At 63.6% G+C, this 19,781-nt stretch carries 21 protein-coding genes, 1 tRNA gene and 1 pseudogene; 13 read left to right on the top strand and 10 right to left on the bottom strand.

The window, feature by feature from the left end; all coding sequences use genetic code 11:
- Positions 1–55: 55 nt before the first annotated feature.
- The 7 genes from ACZ2IA_RS07660 to ispB form a co-directional block, all read right to left on the bottom strand.
- Entirely contained in the window at positions 56–727 is a 672-nt protein-coding gene (locus tag ACZ2IA_RS07660; protein WP_470291979.1) for a retron system putative HNH endonuclease, read from the bottom strand.
- Entirely contained in the window at positions 711–2,084 is a 1,374-nt protein-coding gene (locus ACZ2IA_RS07655; protein ID WP_470291978.1) for an AAA family ATPase, read from the bottom strand. Before ACZ2IA_RS07655 ends, ACZ2IA_RS07660 begins: the two co-directional genes overlap by 17 nt.
- 75 nt (positions 2,085–2,159) lie before the next feature.
- Positions 2,160–2,888: a DUF6933 domain-containing protein gene (locus ACZ2IA_RS07650; protein ID WP_470291977.1), complete on the bottom strand. Its 729-nt coding sequence runs from the start codon at positions 2,886–2,888 to the stop codon at positions 2,160–2,162.
- Entirely contained in the window at positions 2,882–4,078 is a 1,197-nt protein-coding gene (locus ACZ2IA_RS07645) for a restriction endonuclease subunit S (protein ID WP_470291976.1), read from the bottom strand. Before ACZ2IA_RS07645 ends, ACZ2IA_RS07650 begins: the two co-directional genes overlap by 7 nt.
- A gap of 110 nt (positions 4,079–4,188) precedes the next feature.
- Entirely contained in the window at positions 4,189–5,568 is a 1,380-nt protein-coding gene (locus ACZ2IA_RS07640; RefSeq protein ID WP_470291975.1) for a type I restriction-modification system subunit M, read from the bottom strand.
- 168 nt (positions 5,569–5,736) lie between these two features.
- A tRNA-Arg gene (locus tag ACZ2IA_RS07635) sits at positions 5,737–5,811 on the bottom strand.
- Between the two features lie 8 nt (positions 5,812–5,819).
- Positions 5,820–6,791, bottom strand: coding sequence for an octaprenyl diphosphate synthase (ispB, locus tag ACZ2IA_RS07630; RefSeq protein WP_470291974.1), 972 nt, complete (start codon positions 6,789–6,791; stop codon positions 5,820–5,822).
- A 190-nt stretch (positions 6,792–6,981) separates the two neighbouring features.
- Between ispB and rplU the strand changes: the two genes are divergently transcribed.
- The 3 genes from rplU to obgE all read left to right on the top strand — a co-directional run bounded on the left by rplU (position 6,982) and on the right by obgE (position 8,879).
- Entirely contained in the window at positions 6,982–7,293 is a 312-nt protein-coding gene (gene rplU / locus ACZ2IA_RS07625) for a 50S ribosomal protein L21 (RefSeq protein ID WP_470291973.1), read from the top strand.
- Between the two features lie 13 nt (positions 7,294–7,306).
- Positions 7,307–7,582, top strand: a complete 276-nt coding sequence (rpmA, locus tag ACZ2IA_RS07620) for a 50S ribosomal protein L27 (protein WP_470291972.1) — start codon at positions 7,307–7,309, stop codon at positions 7,580–7,582.
- Positions 7,583–7,709: 127 nt separating this feature from the next.
- On the top strand, positions 7,710–8,879 hold the full coding sequence (obgE, locus tag ACZ2IA_RS07615) for a GTPase ObgE (RefSeq protein ID WP_470291971.1): 1,170 nt from the start codon (positions 7,710–7,712) through the stop codon (positions 8,877–8,879).
- Between the two features lie 41 nt (positions 8,880–8,920).
- Here the strand turns inward: obgE and ACZ2IA_RS07610 are convergent, their stop codons facing one another.
- The gene (locus ACZ2IA_RS07610) at positions 8,921–9,613 is read right to left on the bottom strand and encodes a hypothetical protein (RefSeq protein ID WP_470291970.1); all 693 of its coding nucleotides are present in this window, start codon (positions 9,611–9,613) and stop codon (positions 8,921–8,923) included.
- A gap of 231 nt (positions 9,614–9,844) precedes the next feature.
- A complete protein-coding gene (locus ACZ2IA_RS07605) occupies positions 9,845–10,618 on the bottom strand; it encodes a CDGSH iron-sulfur domain-containing protein (RefSeq protein ID WP_470291969.1) in 774 nt (257 codons plus the stop codon).
- Between the two features lie 217 nt (positions 10,619–10,835).
- Here ACZ2IA_RS07605 and ACZ2IA_RS07600 point away from each other — a divergent pair, with 217 nt between their 5' ends.
- Together ACZ2IA_RS07600 and tpx are read left to right on the top strand one after the other, a co-directional pair.
- The gene (locus ACZ2IA_RS07600) at positions 10,836–11,231 is read left to right on the top strand and encodes a carboxymuconolactone decarboxylase family protein (RefSeq protein ID WP_470291968.1); all 396 of its coding nucleotides are present in this window, start codon (positions 10,836–10,838) and stop codon (positions 11,229–11,231) included.
- A 275-nt stretch (positions 11,232–11,506) separates the two neighbouring features.
- Positions 11,507–12,004, top strand: coding sequence for a thiol peroxidase (gene tpx, locus ACZ2IA_RS07595; RefSeq protein ID WP_470291967.1), 498 nt, complete (start codon positions 11,507–11,509; stop codon positions 12,002–12,004).
- Between the two features lie 72 nt (positions 12,005–12,076).
- On the opposite strand, the gene ACZ2IA_RS07590 is transcribed toward tpx, so the two are convergent.
- A complete protein-coding gene (locus ACZ2IA_RS07590) occupies positions 12,077–12,625 on the bottom strand; it encodes a gamma carbonic anhydrase family protein (RefSeq protein ID WP_470291966.1) in 549 nt (182 codons plus the stop codon).
- Positions 12,626–12,717: 92 nt separating this feature from the next.
- Here ACZ2IA_RS07590 and ACZ2IA_RS07585 point away from each other — a divergent pair, with 92 nt between their 5' ends.
- From ACZ2IA_RS07585 to cydX, 8 genes and pseudogenes are all read left to right on the top strand, one after another.
- Positions 12,718–14,763 (top strand): M3 family metallopeptidase, encoded by a 2,046-nt coding sequence (locus tag ACZ2IA_RS07585; protein ID WP_470291965.1) that lies wholly within the window; start codon positions 12,718–12,720, stop codon positions 14,761–14,763.
- A gap of 385 nt (positions 14,764–15,148) precedes the next feature.
- Positions 15,149–15,931 (top strand): exodeoxyribonuclease III, encoded by a 783-nt coding sequence (xth, locus tag ACZ2IA_RS07580; protein ID WP_470291964.1) that lies wholly within the window; start codon positions 15,149–15,151, stop codon positions 15,929–15,931.
- A gap of 82 nt (positions 15,932–16,013) precedes the next feature.
- Positions 16,014–16,289, top strand: a complete 276-nt coding sequence (locus tag ACZ2IA_RS07575) for a PepSY domain-containing protein (RefSeq protein WP_470291963.1) — start codon at positions 16,014–16,016, stop codon at positions 16,287–16,289.
- A 6-nt stretch (positions 16,290–16,295) separates the two neighbouring features.
- Complete coding sequence (locus ACZ2IA_RS07570) at positions 16,296–16,697, top strand: hypothetical protein (RefSeq protein WP_470291962.1); 402 nt, start codon at positions 16,296–16,298, stop codon at positions 16,695–16,697.
- A 22-nt stretch (positions 16,698–16,719) separates the two neighbouring features.
- A complete protein-coding gene (locus tag ACZ2IA_RS07565; RefSeq protein WP_470291961.1) occupies positions 16,720–17,382 on the top strand; it encodes a response regulator in 663 nt (220 codons plus the stop codon).
- Complete coding sequence (qseC, locus tag ACZ2IA_RS07560; protein ID WP_470291960.1) at positions 17,379–18,737, top strand: quorum sensing histidine kinase QseC; 1,359 nt, start codon at positions 17,379–17,381, stop codon at positions 18,735–18,737. The genes ACZ2IA_RS07565 and qseC overlap by 4 nt, the downstream gene beginning before the upstream one ends.
- A gap of 111 nt (positions 18,738–18,848) precedes the next feature.
- A pseudogene (locus ACZ2IA_RS07555) lies at positions 18,849–19,616 on the top strand (cytochrome ubiquinol oxidase subunit I); the annotation flags it as partial.
- Between the two features lie 15 nt (positions 19,617–19,631).
- The gene (cydX, locus tag ACZ2IA_RS07550; protein ID WP_470291959.1) at positions 19,632–19,730 is read left to right on the top strand and encodes a cytochrome bd-I oxidase subunit CydX; all 99 of its coding nucleotides are present in this window, start codon (positions 19,632–19,634) and stop codon (positions 19,728–19,730) included.
- Positions 19,731–19,781 lie beyond the last annotated feature (51 nt).

Here is a 19,781-nt window from a genome sequence, read left to right as displayed (position 1 = left end):
GTCACTTGTATTTGCCGGTAGGTCACTCGTATTTCGAAGCTAGGTCACTCGCATTTCAGCCAAGCTGGATCTCAGCCGGTGGTGCAGTGTTCGTCAATAAGCTGCGGAGTACGTTGACCAGCACAGGAGAATAGGCTTGTAAGCGCTGCTCGGCGTCGAGTTGTTGCAACTCCCCCGTCAGCATCAGCAGCAACTCGTCATCTTCAATTTGCAGTAATTCATCGGGCTGAACTCCACAGCTGTACAGCAGCGCATCAATCATTTGCCTGCGCTTGCCGATCAGGCCACGATTCTTGTCGTCACTGCCGCCGAGATTCAACACATCGATGGCGGTGCTGGCCTGGTCAGTCAGCCCTGTTATCCGTCCAGATAGATGGAATTTCAGTTCGGTTTCACACTCTGCCATTAACGGGGTCAGCGGCAATGGCTGGCTACCGTGCGCGTCGCCGCACTGGTTCTTGTTGTTGCAGCTGGCCACGATATTGGAAAAATCCAACGTGCGGTTAGGGGCTAGATCTTGCGGCTCTACATGTTCGTTATGTGAGCTGCTAACGAAGATTGCTTCGCAACAGTAGCCGCATAGGCCGTGTTGTTCGGTTATGCAGGTTTCACGGATCGCTCGGCGTACTTCACCATCTTTAGGTAAATCACGATAGCGCGCATGCGAATGCCGCCGTTTCCAATCGCGCAAAGCTTCCGGCTCATTGCCTTTAGTGATTTTGCGCATGACGCAGCTCCAACTTGCGGATCAATAGCGCTGCCTTGGCCAGCTCAATGTGTTCCGGAGGCAGTTCGGTGCTCAGTCTGGCAAAAAGAGCCTTAGCTTCATTCAGTCGGCTGTCTTGCAGCAATTCCAGCAGCTGGTTTATCTGCCCCTGAACTTCCTTATTGCGATAGTCGGTATCCATCGCCTGCAACAGCACCTGGTTGGCATCCAGCCCGTAAAGACCATGCTCAATCTCCAGCTCCCCATCGTGCAGCGCGTAGCACAGCACATCCTTGGCATCGCTGATTACCAGCGGGGAGTGGGTGGTCAGCACGAACTGGCAGTTGGGGAAGGTGCTAGTCAATTGCCTGATCAAGGAACGTTGCCACTTAGGGTGCAGATGAAGGTCCACTTCATCAACCAGTACAATGCCGTTGCCGTGCAGGGGGTTTTCCAGCGCCGGGTTCATCATGGCCAGGCGGCGGGCAATATCGCCCACCAGCGCCATCATGGATTTCTCGCCTTGGGATAGCTGCGAGACATTCAGCGTGACGCCGCCCTTGTCGATCGCCATGTGCAGGCGTGGTTTGCGCTTTATACGCAGGCCGCTGAAGCCGGGCATGAACGCCGCAATGGCGGAACGTACGGCGGTTAGCTGACGGTCGCGTGACGACGCTTTCTGTTGCGATAGCAGTTTCCATACATCGCTGTCATGCCCAAACAGTTCGGCAACGGATGCTAAAACCTCGTCAGATATCCCAGACTCGTTCTCACTGTCTTCGCGCTCACGGAACCACTCGAAAAAGCGGCGGAAGTCTACCCCCCGGTTCAGCGAGTTGTCGTAGCCATCCAGCTGGCTGAAGGTATGTTTAGTCTTGATTTTGAGCGGAATTTCCAGAACTGAGCGTTCCACCGGGTAAAACGCGATCAGCGGCAAGGAGTCCTGGTCGTCAGTCGTCAGCCGGGCACGGTAAAAATCGGCCAAGCGGCTGGCATCCGCGAGCGCGCTGTGCGCATCCGTTTTCCGCCCCTTGCGGGCGCGGGTCAGCGACCACTGGAACAGGCTGATCTCAGGCTCGGCGTTGGATTCCGTCGCTTGCCCTATCGCATCGTTCACTTCAATGGCGATGGCCGCAGACGCAGCGCCGTTGAGGATGGCTTCTTCTGGAATCGGGCTGCCGTTGCCTTTTTCGGCGCGGATACGCGCCACTAGCCAGCTGAGAGAAATCGCCAGCGACTGCAATAGCGTACTTTTGCCCGCCCCGTTATTGCCAACCAGCACGGTCACGTTCGAAGAATGCTGTTCGGTAGGCGCCAGCACAACCTCTAAGTCGGCAAATCGACCGACATGACTGAGCCTGAATTTTTTAATTTCCATCACAGTACCCTTTAAGGGTGAGCTTGATTGAATGGTTGTTTACGCATTATGCCACTCGATTTCGGCGCTGATTGTCTACTTATCCAGCCGCGCTTGAATACCAGCTATCTGTTCGGCCCAAGCCTGTTTGCGCTGCGCCTGAATCTGCGCCTGCAAACGCGTCACGCCTTCCGCCGTCAGCCCACCGTACTCGGCCATCCAGTCGCACAGCATCGCCTCGGCGGGCACAAACCAATCCGGGGCGGCCTTGCTGCGGCGGATGATCTGGTTGGCCCATTCGTCGAAGCTGGCGCACTCGTCATGCCCCTGCGGCAGGCACCCGGCCTCGGCCACCTGGTCGGCAAAGTGCCGCGCCACCTCGTTGAGATGCGCCTGCACGCTGCGGTCGGAGCGCAAAAAGAAGCGGAACTCGCCGTGCTGGGCGACGAAGTTGTCCATCATCGCCGCAAACTCGGCGTCGTTCGCCACGCCCAGCTGCTGCGCGGAAAAGCATTGCAGATTGGCCAGCCGCTCGATCAGCTGATTGATGAAACCTTCCGGGTCGCCGGCTTTCAGGCCGGTAAACACCATAGAGAAACGGGTATTCACCTCCATCGCCAGCACGCACGGCTTGCGTTGCAGCTTGACCAGATGCACCAGCCATTGCTGCAGGTGCGCGGGCGGCTCGCCGTTGGCGTCGCGTAGCAGCGCCGCGTCTTCGGCCAAGGTTTTGGACGGCGGTGATGCCACCAGCGGTGCAGCGTTGGCCGCACGCTTGGACTCGATGAAGTCGGCAAAGGCGCGGCTGCAGTTGAAGATCAGCATGTGGCGGGTTCCACCGCATCGACCTGCACTCGGCGCTTGCCGGTAAGCAGCTGCTGCATCAGGGCTTTTTTCTCTTGCTTAAAGCAGTCGAGTTGTTGTTGCAAGGCTTCAACTTCTCGGTCGGCGGAAGAGAGTATCGCTGCAATATGTTGTTGCTCTTCAAAGGACGGCACCTTGATTTCAATTTCCATCAAATCTAACGGGTTTATTCGCCGTGCTTTTCTTCCACCGTTAGCCAGTCCAAGGTTGGCCTTGTAAAATTCTTCCCGTGACACGAAAGCCAGAAACCATTTCGGGTCAACATTATTTTTGAAATCGAATGCGGGCAAGTCGAGCGTGGATTCGTAACCATCCAGCTCAGGAGGGACAAGACCGAATGCTCCATTCAGGAAGTCCAACTTGCTGTAAATAAATTGTCCAGCTTTTCTCCGGAAGTACTTAGTCGATTCGCTGCCTTGACGTTTTTCGTCCTTGGCAGTCACGCCATTGCCGTACAGCTTGATGGTGATTTTCTTGGCTACGTCACCAGTCGAGCCGGGCATGCGGCTTTCTACGATAAGATCAACTATCTTGCTCTTTTTCCAGTTGCCAAAGCCGGGCAGCCGCCGCTTGCCGCTCAACAGCTGTTGCGTCAGCGCCTTATTCTGCTGCTGGCTGTTGGTCAGCAAAGCTTTGGTCGTGGTAATAGCTTGGTCCCAAGCTGATAGAATTTGAGCGATTTTTGTTTGCTCGGCTATTGGTGGGGTGCGCAGCTTTAGGGGCTTTAATACTTGTAGATTGATATTCTTTTGAGCATTCTGCGATGCTTGTGAGTCAAGCTCATCTTTATAGGTCTCAAGAACCCATTTCAACCATAAGCAGTTAGCCAAGTCCGGATAAGGCTGAATTGCAACAACACTATCGGGGCAGGCAACATCAAAAGTTGTTATTGTGGTTTCGCCAATATTGGCAGCTATGGTTAGCAGTATTGTGCTTTTTGGAAACACTTTACTAACCTTCAATCCCTCGTTATTTAAGGTCTGGTGGAATTGGGTCAAAAATGTACCTGCCGCACTAATGTCCCCAGTTTGAACGAAAGGTATTAGTCCTCCGAAATAACGAGGATCGTTACGAGGCCGGGCTGAGAATTTGCCACGCTCAACAGAGGCTATTTCTTCTAGTTGGCGAATTGACCACCCCTTAGGCACCATAACCCAGCTCCTCTAGGTACTTGGCCATTTCGGTTTCCAGCTCGGCCAGTTGCGCCTTGAGCTGCTCGCGCTCGCGCCGTAGCGCCAGCAGGTCGATTTCTTGCTCTGCCTCATAAGGTATCGACGTAACGCGGGATGTTCAGGTTGTAGTCGTTGTCGCGGATTTCGGCCAACGTTGCCAGATGGGCGTACTTGTCGATATCGACGCCGTTCTTGTAGCTGGCGAAGATCTTGTCCAGCTGTGCTTCGCCCAGCTGGTTCTGGTTCTTGCCTGAAACAAACTCGCGGCTGGCGTCGATGAACAGCACCTTGTTGTCGCTCTTGTCCTTACGCAGCACCAGAATGGCGGCCGGGATGCCGGTGCCGTAGAACAGCTTTTCCGGCAGGCCGATCACCGCGTCGAGCAGGTTTTCTTCGATCAGCTTCTGGCGGATTTGTCCTTCCGACGCGCCACGGAACAGCACGCCGTGCGGCACTACCACCGCCATGCGGCCGTGGCCGGGCTTGAGCGTTTCCACCATGTGCAGGATGAACGCGTAGTCGCCCTTGGTCTTGGGCGGCGTGCCGCGGCGGAAGCGGCTGTACGGGTCGTTCTCGGCCACTTCCACGCCCCATTTTTCCAAACTAAACGGTGGATTGGCGACCACGATGTCGAAGTGCTTGAGCTTGCTGTCGCCATCCAGCAGCTTGGGGTTGCGGATGGTGTCGCCCCATTCGATGCGGTGGTTGTCCACGCCGTGCAGGAACATATTCATCTTGGCCAGCGCCCAGGTGCTGCCGATGGCTTCCTGGCCGTATAGCGCAAATTTCTTGGAGCCGATCTGCGCCGCGCACTTGAGCAGCAAGGACGCCGAGCCGCAGGTGGGGTCGCAGATTTCGTCGCCTTCTTCCGGCTCCACCAGCCGCGCGATCAGTTGCGACACTTCCGGCGGGGTGTAGAACTCGCCGGCCTTCTTGCCGGAGGTGGCGGCAAAGTTCTTGATCAGGAATTCGTAGGCGTTGCCGATGATGTCGAGCTTGCCCACGCGGCTGGGGCGCAGGTTCAGTTCCGGTTTGGCGAAGTCTTCCAGCAGATGGCGCAGGATGTCGTTCTTCTGCTTCTCGTCGCCCAGCTTGTTGGCGTTGAAGCTGATGTCCTGGAACACGTCGGCCAGCTTGCTGATGTTGGCGTCTTCGATGGCGTGCAGCGCCTTGTCGATGCGCTCGCCGTTGCCCGGCTGGTGGCGCGCTTCGTGCAGCGCGTAGAAGCTGGCGGACTTGGGCAGCTTGAAGCGCTCGTTGGCCATCATCTCTTCGATCAGCTCGGGATGGTCGCCGTATTGCTTCTGGTAGGTGTCGTAGTGGTCCTGCCAGACGTCGGACAGGTACTTCACGAACAGCATGGTCAGCACGTAGTCCTTGTAGATGCTGGGGTCTACCGTGCCGCGGAAGGTGTCGCAGGCCGCCCACACGGCCTTGTTGATGGTGTCCTGATTGACGGGTGTGTTCATGGTGATCGGTTCCAAATCAGGATTGCTCGGAGATACCCCGAATATATTCCCAAGTTTCTCCCGGTTTTCACCGGTAATCATAGGCATGTTTAGGGCAACAAAAGCCCCGCAGAGCGTTACGCTGTGCGGGGTTTCAGGACTGTTGCGGACTGCTTGGGTATTGAAATGTGGTGCCCCCGACAGGAATCGAACCTGTAACTGCCCCTTAGGAGGGGGCCGTTATATCCATTTAACTACGGAGACGACGGTAATCAGGCGGCGCGCTGTACCGACAGCAGTGCCAACTCGGCCAGCGCGTTCTTGGCCGCGCTGTCCGGCAGAACGGTCAGCGCGTCGACCGCGCGTCGGGCGGCCGCTTCGGCCGCGCCGCGGGCGTAGTCGAGCGCGCCGCAGGATTGTACCGCAGCGAGTACCGCGTTGAAATGCTCGCGGCTGGCGTGTTCCAGCGCGTGGCGGACCAGCTGGGCCGACGCCTCGTCGCCCTGGCGCATCGTGTAGATCAGCGGCAGGGTCGGCTTGCCTTCGGCCAGGTCGTCACCGAGGCTCTTGCCGATGGTCTCGGCGTCGCCCGAGTAGTCGAGCACGTCGTCGATGATCTGGAACGCGGTGCCCAGGTGCATGCCGTAGGTGGCGAGCGCCTGTTCCTGTTCGGTGCTGGCGCCGGCGATCAGCGCGCCGACGCGGCAGGCGGCCTCGAACAGCTTGGCGGTCTTGTACTGGATCACCTGCAGGTAGGCGGCCTCGTCGATATCGGTGTTGCCGATATTCAACAGCTGCAGCACCTCGCCCTCGGCGATCACATTGGTGGCGTCGGCCATCACCTGCAGGATGCGCATGTCCTGTGGCGCGACCATCATCTGAAACGCGCGGGTGTACAGGAAGTCGCCGACCAGCACCGCGGCGGCGTTGCCGAACAGCGCGTTGGCAGTGTCGCGGCCGCGGCGCAGCTCGGACTCGTCGACCACGTCGTCGTGCAGCAGCGTCGAGGTGTGGATGAACTCGATCATCGCGGCCAGCGAGTGCAGGTGCGGCCCGTCGTAACCCAGTGCCTTGCCGGCCAATAGCGCCACGGCCGGGCGCATGCGCTTGCCGCCAGCGGAAATGATGTATTCCGCCACCTGGCGGATCAGCACCACGTCGGAGTGCAGTTGCTCGCGGATGACGCGATCAACGGCCTGCATGTCTTCGGTAATCAGTGAGCGAAAAAGCGGGGCGGTGGACACGGTGGGAAACCAGTAAAAGCACGAGCCAATAAAGCGGCGATCATAACAGATCGGAACCGATTGCGGCCAAGGCGCGCGGCGTGCCGGGGCGGAGCGGGTGAAAAGTTGACAGCTATCAGGTACTTGCGTACTATCACGGGCTCTTCGCGCGCATCTTGCGTGAGGATCAATTCATTAGGAGTTCAATCGAATGTACGCGGTCGTAAAAACCGGCGGCAAGCAATATAAAGTTGCCGTTGGCGAAAAACTCAAAATAGAACAGATACCTGCCGACATCGATAGCCAGATTGTACTTGAAGAAGTGCTGATGGTTGCTGACGGTGAACAGGTTGAAGTTGGTGCCCCGCTGGTGGCTGGCGCTACTGTCAAGGCTACTGTGGTTGCCCATGGTCGTGGCGATAAGATCCGCATCTTCAAGATGCGTCGTCGTAAACACTACCAGAAGCACCAGGGTCATCGTCAGAACTACACCGAAATCCGCATCGACGCGATTTCGAAGTAAGGAGTAACTAGCTATGGCACACAAAAAAGCAGGCGGTAGCTCCCGCAACGGTCGCGATTCCGAATCGAAACGCCTCGGCGTCAAGGTTTACGGCAGCGAACTGATTCCGGCTGGTTCGATCATCGTGCGTCAGCGCGGTACCAAGTTCCACGCAGGCGACAACGTTGGTCAGGGCAAGGATCACACCCTGTTCGCCAAGGTTGACGGCTACGTTCAGTTCACCGTCAAGGGCGCCCTGAAGCGCAAGACCGTGAACGTGGTTCCGTACACCGGCGTCGACGGCGAGTAATTCCCGAACGTCTGGAAAAAGCCCTGTCCTCGGGATAGGGCTTTTTTGTTTGTATTGAGGCGCGAGGTGTGGCGGGTTGGCCGAACGACCCCTCACACCTCGCTCCTCAGGCAAGGCAGGAGAAATCATGAAATTCATCGACGAAGCCCGCATCGAAGTGGTGGCGGGTAAGGGCGGCAACGGTGCCGCCAGCTTCCGTCGCGAGAAGTTCGTGCCGCGCGGCGGCCCGGACGGCGGCGACGGCGGCAAGGGCGGCAGCATCTATGCGGTCGCCGACGAGAACATCAACACCCTGGTCGAATACCGCTTCGTGAAGCGCTATCAGGCACAGCACGGCGAGAAGGGCCACGGCGCCGACCGCTACGGCAAGGGCGGCGACGATGTCGAATTGCGCATGCCGGTCGGTACGGTGATCGTCGATACCGACACCGACGAGCTGGTCGCCGACCTGACCCACCACGGCCAGCGCGTCTGCCTGGCCCGCGGCGGCAAGGGCGGCCTCGGCAACATCCACTTCAAGACCTCGACCAACCGCGCGCCGCGCCAGTGCACGCCGGGCGAGCAGGGCGAAATTCGCGCGCTGAAGCTGGAATTGAAGGTGCTGGCCGATGTCGGCCTGCTCGGCATGCCGAACGCCGGCAAGTCGACCTTTATCCGCTCGGTGTCGGCGGCACGCCCGAAGGTGGCCGACTACCCGTTCACCACCCTGCACCCGAACTTGGGTGTGGTGCGGATGGATGACACCAAGAGCTTCGTGATCGCCGACATTCCGGGGCTGATCGAGGGCGCCGCCGACGGCGCCGGACTGGGGCACCGCTTCCTTAAGCACCTGTCGCGTACCGGCCTGCTGCTGCATTTGGTGGACGTGGCGCCGTTCGATCCGAGCGTCGACCCGGTGCGCGAGGCGCGCGCGATCGTCGAAGAGCTGCGCAAGTTCGACGAGGAGCTGTACAGCAAGCCGCGCTGGCTGGTGCTCAATAAAGTGGACATGCTGTCGGACGAGGAGCGTGAGCTGACCGTGTCGGCCTTCCTCGAGGCCTACGGTTGGCCGAAAGAGCTGCCGGACGATCGCTTCGGCTTCGACATCAAGACACCGCGCGTGTTCGTGATCTCGGCGCTGACCGGCGACGGCACCCGCGAGCTGACCTTCGCGATCCAGGAATACCTGGACGTGTGGCGCGCCGCCGAGAAGGAGAAGGCCGAGCAGGCGGCTGCGGCCGCGGCGGCAGCCCCTGCTCCGGCGGCCGAACCGGTGCGTTCTGGTCTGGTGATCCGCCCGGCCAGCTCCGACGAGTAAGCCGTACCGTTACTAGCGATGACCCGCAAAAGCCAGCACGCTCAGTCGTGCTGGCTTTTTGCTTGCCAGCGCACTCCGACGAGCGTCTGCCAGCCGCTCTGGTGGCCGTTGTTCGGGCGCGCCTCCCAGCGGGTGCCGGCACCGGCGACCAGTTGCCAGTGGGCGCCGCTCGGATAAGTGGCGGTGAGCATCCAGTTGCCCTGTTCCAGCCGGTAGGTGCCGCCGTTGCTGGCGTTGCCGAGGCTGTCGCGGCGGGTGCGGTCGGCGGCGCTGCCCCAGTAGCTGAAACCGAGCTCGGTGTTGCGCCAGGTGGTGATCGGCTGGTCGAGGCCGAATACGGCGAGTTTGCCCGGTGTGCTGTTGCCGATCCGGTCGGCCAGCCCGACGCTGAGCGTGCCGCCTTTCGGCAGGTCGATGCCGTAGCGCAGCAGCGCCATATTCGACGAGGTCGGCCCGCCGTAGCCCCACAACCGCTCGTTGGCCACCGCCAGCGCCACCCAGCCGGCCGGCGCCGGGATCGCCCAGCCCAGTTCACCATTGTCGATGTAGCCGCGCCCCCAGGCGGTGTCGTGGTGCGCTTCGATCATCGTCTGCAGCCGGGTGGTGACGCCGTCCGGCACCTTGCGCGACAGTGCATCGACGGTGATCGCCAGCGCGTCGGGCTCGTCGGCCAGCGCGATCTGGCTGAGACTGACGCAGAGTAGGGCAAGCAGGGGGCGGGTCAGGATGAACATGGCTTTGGCTGGGGGTTGACCGACGTCAGGCGGCCGAAGCGGCCGAGTGTAGCATTTGCCCGACAGTCTGGGCGGGTCGAGTGAAGGCGCCGGCGGCAGCGCGAGGCGACGCCGCTGACGGCGGCCAGGCTGGCCGACGTGCGCGGCCAAGCGGTTTTTCAACGATAGGAACGGCCCGCTCGCAAGCGGGCCGTTTTGTCGGGCGGGTAAGCCTGGTCAGCCTTGCCGCGGCTAGTTTTTAGGGCCATCGGCCACGTCGGGCAAGCCGTCTTGCCAGTTCGCCGTGACGTGGCTGCCGTCGCAGAACGGCTTGTTCTGCGAATGGCCGCAACGGCACAGCGTGACGCGATTGCGGATCTCGTAGACGCTGCCGTCCGCCGATTCGATGGCGATCCCGCCGCGCACCCATAAGGGGCCGCTGGACTGGCTGGGCGGGTCTTCGATCAGGCCCAGCTCCGGGGCATCGACCGCCTCGAGCGGCTCCCCGCTGGCCCGGTCCCAGGCGAGCAGGCGCCCGGAAGGGCAATGGTGCGTCTCGTGCAGCACGTATTCGGCGGTCTTCGGATCATCGCTGCGCAGCACCAGCTTCCACACGCTGCCGTGCCCGTCGCAGAAGCGGCTGTTGGCGCAGTAGTCGGGATTGTCGCTTACGGCCAGGGTCGGGCCGTCGAAGACTTTCGCGCCGTCGAGGATGGGCTGGAGAGAGGCGGTTTCGGTGCCGTCGAAGCCGACCCGCTGATGGCTGCCGTCGCAGAACGGCTTGTGCTGCGAATGGCCGCAGCGACAGAGCTCCGCCGGTTCTTCCAGCTCGAAGCGCTGTCCGGCGCGGTAGGTCCACGAGTGCCCGGTGGTGCTGTCCGGGGTGATGAACTGCTGTACCAGGGGCGGCTGGCCGTGGACGATGAAGGGGCCATTCTCGGTGATCACGATGCGGAAACGGGCTGGCGCAGCATGCGATCCCGGCGAGACCGCCGCATCGGTATCGGCTGGGAGTGTACTGGACATGACAGGGCCTCGGGAGAATGCAGGGGGGGATTCACCCCTAGCTTTAGTCGTCGCCCCCGAAAACATCAAGACGGCCGACCGGGGGTCGGGCGTGTTGATGATCCGGGCCCTCGACGCTGTCCCGAAGCGTGCCAATCGGAGGCGGCCCGGCCTTGCCGGCCCCGGGCTATCATGGCATGGTCGTGATGACGTGTTGTTAGCCGTGAAAGGAGCCGTGATGAGCGAGCAGGACCGAGAGCAGGGCCTTGCCACCCGTACCGCCGTGATGGGTGAGGCGTTTGTCGAGCGCGCGATGGGCGATCTGGACGGCTTCAACCGGCCGCTGCAGGAATGGCTGAACGAGCATGCCTGGGGCAGTACCTGGCAGCGCGATGGCATCGACCTGAAGACGCGCAGCCTGGTCACCTGCGGCATGCTCGCCGCGCTCGGGCGCAGCACCGAGCTGAAGGGCCATCTCCGCGGCGCGCTGAACAACGGCGTGAGCCTGGTCGAACTGCGCGAGGTGCTGTTGCACTCGGCGGTGTACGCCGGCGCGCCGTGTGCGGTCGAGGCGTTCCGCGCCGCGCGCGAGGTGTTGGCCGAACAGGGGCTGACGCTGCCGGACCAACCCTGAGAGAAACGCTCAAACCTGCTGCGCATTCCGGATGCTTCGTTGGGCGGTCGGCGTGCGTCTCCGTGAGACGCTCAGCGATCAGAAATCCTCATGGACATTGAGTCCATTCCGGTTTCTGCGCTCCGTCCGCCTTGCCTGCGGAATGCTCGCGACGGTTTGTAGCGCTTCTCTTTTCCAATCAATGGCTTCGGCCGACCCTTCTGCTGGCAGGGTTGAAATGTCACACCGCTGCGGCAAACTGCTGCATCTACCATGACCAACAAGGAGACACACCCATGGCAAGCGTTACCCTGAAAGGCACCCCGCTCGAGATCATCGGCAACCTGCCGGCCGTCGGCAGCAAGGCCCCGGCGTTCACCCTGACCGGCGGCGACCTGGCCGACGTGTCGCTGGCCTCGTTCGCCGGCAAGAAACTGGTGCTGAACATCTTCCCGAGCATCGACACCCCGACCTGCGCCACCTCGGTGCGTAAGTTCAACGAAAAAGCGTCGGCGCTGGCCGACACCGTGGTGCTGTGCATCTCGGCCGACCTGCCGTTCGCCCAGGGCCGTTTCTGCGGCGCCGAAGGCCTGGAGAACGTCAAGACCCTGTCGACCTTCCGCAGCCCGGGCTTCGACGAAGCGTACGGCGTGAAGTTCGCCGGCGGCCCGTTGCGCGGCCTGACCGCCCGTGCCGTGGTGGTGGTAGGTGCCGATGGCGTGGTCAAGCACACCGAGCTGGTCGGCGAAGTGGCCGACGAGCCGAACTACGACGCCGCGCTGGCCGCGCTGTAAGCGTCCAAAGCGTCACGACAAACGGAGCCTGCGGGCTCCGTTTTTTGTTGGCCGACGGTGTGATCCGTCGGCTTATTCCTCGGCCAGGCTCGCCTTGTGCTTGGCCGCCAGCCGGATGTAGTGCTGCGCCGAGTATTCGAAGTTGGCCAGCTCCGCCTCGGTCAGCTTGCGCACCGGCTTCACCGGGCTGCCCATGTACAGCCAGCCCGACTCCAGCCGTTTGCCCGGCGGCACCAGGCTGCCGGCGCCGATCATCACCCGCGGCTCGACCACCGCGCGGTCGAGCACGGTGGTGCCGATGCCGACCAGCACCTCGTCGCCTATCGTGCAGCCGTGCAGGCTGACATGGTGGCCGATGGTGACGTGGCGGCCGATCACCAGCGGCGCGCCTTCCGGGTCGGACTCGCGCTTGTGCGACACGTGCAGCATCGCGAAGTCCTGCACATTGCTGCCCTCGCCGACGCTGATGCTGTTGACGTCGCCGCGCAGCACCGCGCACGGCCAGATCGACGCGTGTTCGGCCAAGGTCACCTCGCCGATCACCACGGCGCTCGGGTCGACAAAACAGGAGTCCGGCACCACCGGGCTGTGGCCGTCGTAGCGGCGGATATTGCGATTCATCGGAACGTCCTTATCTAATCGGTCTGACTTCAAGCGCCTATGATACAGGCGAACCCGCGGGCCGTTATGCCCCGCCCGACCAAGGACGCCCCATGACCTCCAATCCGCTCCTCGCCATTACCGACCTGCCGCGCTTCGCCGACATCCTGCCCGAGCACATCGCCCCGGCGATCGACCAACTGCTCGCCGACGCGCGCTCCACCGTCGAACGCGTCACCGGCGACGTAGCCCTGCCTAGCTGGGCCAACACCCTCGAGCCGCTGACCGACGCCACCGAGCGGCTCGGCCGCGCCTGGGGTGCGGTGCAGCACCTGAACAGCGTGGTCAACACCCCGGAGCTGCGCGACGCGTACAACGCCAACCTGCCGAAGCTGTCGGTGTTCTGGACCGAGCTGGGCCAGAACCTGGCGCTCTTCGAGCGCTACAAGGCGCTGGCGGCGAGCGCCGAGTTCGCGACGCTGAGCCCGGCGCAGAAGAAGCTGCTGGAGAACGACCTGCGCGACTTCCGCCTGTCCGGCGCCGAGCTGCCCGAGCCCGAGAAGGCGCGCTTCGCCACGATCCAGACCGAGTTGGCCGAACTCGGCGCCAAGTTCGAGCAGAACGTGCTCGACGCCACCGACGCGTTCGAGCTGATCATCACCGACAAGGCCGAGCTCGCCGGCGTGCCGGACGACGCGCTGGAGATGTTCGCCGCGGTCGCCGAGGCCGACGGCAAGCAGGGCTACAAGATCACGCTGCAGTTCCCGTTCTACTTCCCGGTGATGCAGTACGGCGACAACCGCGCGCTGCGCGAACAGCTGTACCGTGCCTACGTGACCCGCGCGTCCGAATTCGGCCCGGCCGAGCTCGACAACACCCCGGTGATCCGTGCCCGGCTGCCGCTGGTGCGCGAGGAAGCGCAGCTGCTCGACTACCCGAACTTCGCCGAGCTGTCGCTCGTGACCAAGATGGCCGACAGCCCGGAGCAGGTGAGCGCGTTCCTGCGCGAGCTGGCCGGCCGCGCCAAGCCGTTCGCGGCGCAGGACCGCAAGGAGCTGGAGGCGTTCGCGAAGGCCGAGCTGGGCCTCGACAGCCTGGAAGCGTGGGACATCGCCTACGCCGCCGAGAAGCTGCGCGTCGCCCGCTATGCGTTCTCCGACCAGGAGGTGAAGCAGTACTTCCCGGAGCCGAAGGTGCTCGACGGCCTGTTCGGCGTGGTCGACACGCTGTACGGCGTGGCGGTGCGCCCAGCCGAGGCGCCGGTCTGGCACCCGGACGTGCGCTACTTCGAGCTGGTGAAGGACCGCGCGGTGATCGGCGGCTTCTACCTCGACCTGTACGCTCGTGAGGGCAAGCGCGGCGGTGCCTGGATGGACGACGCGCGCGGCCGCCGCGTCAAGGCCGGCAGCGTGCAGACCCCGGTGGCGTTCCTGACCTGCAACTTCACCCGCCCGGTCGGCGACAAGCCGGCGCTGTTCACCCACGACGAGGTGACCACGCTGTTCCACGAGTTCGGCCACGGCCTGCACCATATGCTGACCCGCGTCGACGTGTTGGGCGTCGCCGGCATCAACGGCGTCGAATGGGACGCGGTCGAGCTGCCCTCGCAGTTCATGGAGAACTTCTGCTGGGAATGGGACGTATTGCAGGGCATGACCCGCCACATCGACACCGGCGAGACGTTGCCGCGCGTGCTGTTCGACAAGATGCTGGCGGCGAAGAACTTCCAGAGCGGCATGGTGACGGTGCGCCAGATCGAGTTCGCGCTGTTCGACATGCAGCTCTACGGCGACTTCGACCCGGCCGGCGACTGGCTGGCGCTGCTCGACGCGGTGCGCACCGAGGTGGCGGTGAACATCCCGCCGGCGTACAACCGCTTCGCCAACAGCTTCAGCCACATCTTCGCCGGCGGCTACGCGGCCGGCTACTATAGCTACAAGTGGGCCGAGGTGCTGTCGGCCGACGCGTACGCGGCGTTCGAGGAAGCCGGCGGCGCCAACCCGGCGACCGGTCAGAAGTTCTGGGACGAGATTCTCGCGGTCGGCGGCAGCCGTCCGGCGATCGACTCGTTCCGCGCCTTCCGCGGCCGCGACCCCGAGATCGACGCCTTGCTGCGCCATAACGGCATGGTGGAGGCGGGCGAGGCGGTGGCCGCGTAAATTTCTGCAAAAAAAAATCCTAGCGGTCGGAACTTCAGGCCGGGGGTTCAACTCTTATCCGTGTTGCTTTCTCCAGAGCAGCAGTAGCAAGCGAGCTAGACGCATTTCCCCCTTTGTGTGGACATTCATGTGTCGTTGAATACCCTCCGGTGATCCCGGAGGGTTTTTTTTGTCTGTGGGAGCGGTTCGGCCAATATTGGGGTGGGAGGGTATGTTGCCGGGCGGGGCCGACCAGGCCCGCAAACCGTAGCTACCGTAAGCCGGAAGACACGTTGCAAACGCGGCTCTCTATCCCGCCGAGCGTCGATCGCGGCGGCGTGACGGTTTGTGCTGCCGTCCCGACCTGCTACGATGCGCCGCATCGGAATCAACCAAGGAAGCCGCGATGCAATTTGCCACCTGGAACGTCAACTCGCTGAAAGTACGCCTGCCGCAGGTGCTGCAATGGCTGGCCGACAGCCCGGTCGACGTGCTGGCGCTGCAGGAGCTCAAGCTCGACCAGGACAAGTTTCCACTCGAGGAGATCGAGGCGGCCGGCTACCGCGCGGCCTGGTTCGGCCAGAAGACCTACAACGGCGTGGCGCTGTTGGCGCGCGCGCCGCTGGAGCTCGCCGACGTCAAGCTCGGCATCCCTGGCTACGACGACCCGCAGCGCCGGGTGATCACCGCCACCGTGAACGGCGTGCGGGTGATCGGCGCCTACTGCGTCAACGGCGAGGCGGTCGACTCGGAAAAGTACCCGTACAAGCTCGAGTGGTACGCGCGCTTGACCGAGTTCGTCCGCGACCAGCTGGCGAACTACCCGGAGCTGGTGCTGATGGGCGACTTCAACATCGCGCCGGCCGACGCCGACGTCTACGACCCGGCCGCCTGGCAGGACAAGGTGCTGTGCTCGGTGCCGGAACGCGCCGCGTACACCGGCCTACTCGATCTGGGCCTGACCGACAGCTTCCGCCATTTCCACCCCGACGAGGTGGCGTACAGCTGGTGGGACTACCGGATGGCGATGTTCCGCCGCAACCTCGGGATGCGCATCGACCACGTGCTGGTCAGCGACGCGCTGAAGGCGCGCGCGACCGACTGCCTGATCGACAAGGTGCCGCGCAAGTGGGAGCGGCCGTCCGATCATGCGCCGGTGGTGCTGTCGGTCGCCGACGGAGTGGCTTGAGCGCGGTTAAGGCTGACTTAAGCGGGACGGTCTTTAATGGCAGCGTGGCATAAAGTCACGACATTCTTGGAGGAACCGCGAGATGAACAAGCAACTGTTACTGGGCGCGCTGCTCGCCGTCGGCGCCTCCGTCCCGGCGCTGGCCGCCGACGTCACCTGCCCGACCCACCCGCAGGCGCAGTGGCTCAAGCCGTCCGACTTCATGAAGAAGGTGGAGAACCAGGGCTATCAGGTGCGAGAATTTAAGGCCTCGCATAACTGCTACAAGATCGAGGGCACCGACAAGGCCGGCCAGCGGGTGAAGGTGTACTTCGACACCGTCAGCGGCCAGCCGCTCTCCAGCAAGCAGGAACACTAAAGCGCGATGAGCGACGTGGCACGGCCCGACGAGTCGGGCATCGACCCCTACCTGCGGCTGCTCGACTGCTGCCTGGCCGGCTGCGTGCTGCTCAACCTGACGTTGATGGTCCCCGCGGCGATGCCGCACCGGATCATCGGCTACCTCGCTGCCGGCCTGCTGCTGGCGCGGCTGCTGTATCGGTTCAGCGGGCTGGCCGCAGCCGGGCCGCGCTGGCGTCGCCGCGGTGCGGCGCTGCTCTTGACGCTGCTGGCCTTGCTGCTGGTGAGCGGCACGCTGCTCGCCACCGATCCCTTGCGTGAAACGCAGTGGCTGGAGCGCGTACACCTAGGCCTGGCACTGGCGCTACCGTTGGGGCTGACCGTGCTGCTCGCTATCGGCCTGCTGCACCGGCGCGACGAGCCGTGACGAGGCAACCTGCGGAGGAGCGATGCGGATCCTGGTAGTCGAAGACGACGCGCTGATCGGCGACGGCCTGCAGGCCGGCCTCGCCCAGCTCGGCTTCACGGTCGACTGGTTCAAGAACGGCCGCGATGGCTTAGCCGCCTTGGCCGCCGCGCCGTACGACGCGGTGGTGCTCGATCTGGGCCTGCCCGGCGTCGACGGCCTGGACATCCTCGCCGCCTGGCGCCGTGCCGGCCAGCAGGTGCCGGTGCTGGTGCTGACCGCGCGCGACGCGCTGGCCGACCGGGTCGGCGGCCTCGATGCCGGCGCCGACGATTACCTAACCAAACCGTTTGCACTCGTAGAAGTCGCCGCGCGGCTGCGCGCATTGATCCGCCGCAGCCACGGGCAGGGCGCGCCGCTGCTCTGTCACGGCAAGCTGGTGTTCGACCCGACCGCGCGGCGCGCCACCCTCGACGGCGAACCGCTCGAGCTGACCGCGCGCGAGCTGGCACTGCTCGAGGTGCTGCTCGCCGGCAAGGGCCGGGTGCAGCCGCGCGCGCTGCTCGAGGAAAAGCTGTACGGCTGGGGCGACGAGGTCGACAGCAATGCGATCGAGGTGCATATCCACCATCTGCGCAAGAAGCTCGGCAGCGGCTTCATCCGCACCGTGCGCGGCGTCGGTTACACGCTGGGGGACGACGCGTGAGGGTGAACAGTCTGCGCCTGCGGCTGTCGCTGATCCTGCTGCTGGTCGCACCGATCGTCTGGGCGCTGGCCACCGTCAGCGCCTATTTCCAGACCCGCCACGAAATCAACCAGCTGTTCGACACCCAGCAGACGCTGTTCGCACGCCAGCTGCTGTCGGCCAAGCTGGCCGCTACGACCGGCCCGGCGCCGACGCCGGCGTTGCCTAAGACCAAACAACTGATCCACGGCGGCGAGCACGGCGCGTTCGAGGACGACGCGCTGTCGTTCGCGGTGTTCGACTACACTGGCCGGCTGCTGTTCAGCGGCGGCGAGGGCAAGCATTTTCGCATCGACCCGGCGCGGCGCGGCTTCGTCGGCGATACCGTCAAGCACGACGCGCGCTGGCGGCTGCTCTACCTGCCTGCGCCGGACGGGCAAAGCACGGTGGTGGTCGGCCAGAAGGAGGACTACCGCGATGAACTGGTCTGGGAGGTGGTCGGCGTGCAGCTGGCGCCGTGGCTGGCGGCGCTGCCTATCCTGCTCCTGGTGCTGGTGTGGGCGATCGGCCGGGAGCTGGCGCCGCTCACCGCCGCGGCACGCCAGCTGACCGCGCGTCGCACCGACGACGCGACGCCGCTGGCGGTCGCAGGCCTGGCATCCGAGGTGGCGCCGCTGGTCGCGGCGCTCAACCAGCTGTTCGCCCGCACCGCCGACATGCTGGCGCGCGAGCGCCGCTTCACCGCCGACGCCGCGCACGAGCTGCGCAGCCCGCTCGCCGCACTGAAGGTGCAGGCCGAGGTGGCGCAGCTGGCCGAACACAAACCGGCGGCGCGACAGCGTGCGCTGGCCAACCTGTCGACCGGCATCGACCGCGCGACCCGGCTGCTCGAGCAGCTGTTGGCGCTGTCGCGGCTCGACCCGCTGTCCGGGCTGGCCGATACCCGGCCGGTCGACTGGCGGCGGGTGGCCGACGCCGCCTGCGCCGACGTCTCAACGTTGGCCGAACAGCGTGGCGTGACGATAGCCCGGTCCGGCGACGCCGCCACGGCGCTGCCGTTGGCGGGCGACGAGACGCTGTTGACGCTGCTGTTGCGCAACCTGCTCGATAACGCCTTGCGCTACGGCCCGCCCGGTGGCCGGGTGACGCTGACCTTGGCGCCGGACGCGATCCGCGTCGAGGACGACGGCCCGGGCATCGCGCCGGACGACCTGCCGCGGGTGCGCGAGCGCTTCTTCCGCCCGCCCGGGCAGAGTGAGCCGGGCAGCGGCCTGGGCCTGTCTATCGTCGAGCGGGTCGCCGCCTTGCACGGCCTGACGCTGACGCTCGCCAACCGGCAAGGCGGCGGCCTCGCGGCCAGCCTGCAGCGCGGCTGAGCGCGGGCTGCGACATCGTGTCGCATGGTCGACCGTGGCCGGCTGGCTTACGCTGGCGTACTACCGTGCTGAGTACGGTATCCAAAGGTTGCCCCCGCCGCATCGGCGGGGTTTTTTTTTTGCCTGTTTTCCCTCCGCTTGCGCGTGGGCCTGTTCTTCTTCGGCTGGGAGCGGCTATCGAAGATGAAGCACCTGATGGTGACGATGCTGATGGCGGTCGGCTCCAACCTGTCGGCGCTGTGGATCCTGATCGCCAACGGCTGGATGCAGGAGCCGGTCGGCGCGCACTTCAACTACCAGACCATGCGCATGGAGATGTCCGACTTCTACGACATCATCTTCAACCCGACCGCGCAGGCCAAGTTCGTGCATACGGTGAGCGCCGACTACGTGTGCGGCGCGCTGTTTGTACTCGGCATCTCGAGCTGGTACCTGTTGAAAGGGCGCGACATCGCGTTCGCGCGGCGCAGCTTCCGGGTGGCGGCCGGCTTCGGCTTCGCCTCGGCGCTGTCGGTGATCGTGCTCGGCGACGAGTCGGGTCACACCGTGACCGAGGCGCAGCAGACCAAGATCGCCGCGATCGAGGCGATCTGGAACACCGAGCCGGCGCCGGCGCCGATCAGCGTGTTCAGCATTCCGGACCAGGCGGCACACGTGAACCACTACGAACTGAAGATTCCGTACGTGATGGGCCTGATCGGCACGCGCAGCCTGACCGCCTGGGACGCTACCTCGAGCCGGCTCACGCTGAACCTGATGTTCTGGGCGGCGATCCTCCTTACCCCGCTGATCATCGGCTACACCGGCTGGTGTTACCGGGTGATGCGCGGCACGGTGACCGAGGACCAGATCAAGAGCAACAGCAAGAGCGCTTACTGAGAAAGGATTTCGATCATGTGGTACTTCGCCTGGATGTTGGGACTGCCGTTGGCGCTGGCGCTCGCCATCATCAACGCGGTGATCGAGGAAAACCTCCATCACGACATCGACTGAGCCGGTTTCATCGTTTCCCCGACACGCCCGGCCCGGTGCCGGGCGTCGTGC

The organism is Crenobacter sp. CS_VA4 (genome assembly GCF_055597485.1).
The sequence above is the reverse complement of the archived record's forward strand: the minus strand, read 5'-3'. Positions and strand labels throughout refer to the sequence as shown.